This window comes from Streptomyces sp. 2A115, from assembly GCF_052245575.1.
Classification (GTDB): Bacteria; Actinomycetota; Actinomycetes; order Streptomycetales; family Streptomycetaceae; genus Streptomyces.
Map to the genome: position 1 here is coordinate 1 of NZ_JBQQCG010000236.1, position 1,033 is coordinate 1,033.

Here is a 1,033-nt window from a genome sequence, read left to right on the forward strand (position 1 = left end):
TCACGCTGATAGGTGGCCTGATCGTTAGCACGAGATCGTCTGGCGTGGGCGTTCTCGCGGGTTCTGGCGTGAGGTTCGGGGGCTGGTGCGTAGGTTCCGCGTCGGGAGGAATGTTCATGACGGACGTACTGACGTGGACGATCGAGCGGCGGCTTGAGCTGGCGAAACGTGCCGAACTGCTGCGCAAGGAGCTGGGTGAACTCGAGCTGGAGGTGGCCCGGTTGGAGGCCGCCGAGGTGGTGTTCGGGCAATGGTCCGAGGCCACCGACGGTGGACGGCGACCGCCGGGCATCGTGTCGCCGGAGCCGGAGCCGGAGCCGGAGCCGGTTGCGGTGACGGTGGGCCCGGGTGCGGGCGGGATGCGGGTGGTGCCCGATCGCGTCGAGGGGATGGGGCTGGAGGCCCTGACCTCGGAGTACCGCCGGATCATGGAGATCGTGGCTGGGGCGGACGGTCCGGTGATGGCCAAGAATGTCGCCCTCGCGCTGGGCCGGGAGACGACCCCGGCGAAGATCGAGCCGGTCCGGGGCCAGCTGCGCAAACTCTCCGACCGGGGCTGGCTCGTCCGCACCGCATCGGGCCGCTACCGACCACGCTGACCAGCGGTGTTGACGGCCGGACGGGCCGATTCCTGCCGTAACGCGAGGGCCCCCGGCGGGAGTTGGTAGATGTGTGAGCAAAAACCAGCCCGCCGAGGACACTCAGGAAGTTGTCTACCAGGTCCGCCTCCCGCTGTCGAAGCGGACCATCAGCCTCGTCGCCGACCTGATACGCCGGCGCCGGAACCAGATGCGCTCGCCCTGGCGCAAGGCCGAACCCGGCCGGCAGGCCGTCATCGTGCTCGCCGTCCTGCGCCACGACCAGCGTCTGGCCGACATGGCCGGCGGCAACGGTGTCGGGGAGTCCACCGTCCGCCGCTGGGTGAAGGAAGTCGTGAAGCTGCTGGCCGCCCGGTCTCCGCGCCTGGACCGGGCGTTGAAGAAGATCGCCCGCAGTGGCGGGGTTGTGGTCCTCCTCGACGGCACCCTGATCC

General features: G+C 69.7%; 1 protein-coding gene and 1 pseudogene. Both read left to right on the forward strand.

Translation table 11 applies throughout. From position 1 onward, the window contains the following. The first annotated feature begins 116 nt into the window (after positions 1–116). Complete coding sequence (locus ACTWQR_RS55780) at positions 117–599, forward strand: hypothetical protein (protein WP_443235025.1); 483 nt, start codon at positions 117–119, stop codon at positions 597–599. Between the two features lie 73 nt (positions 600–672). Further along, positions 673–1,033: pseudogene (locus tag ACTWQR_RS55785) on the forward strand (IS5/IS1182 family transposase); the annotation flags it as partial.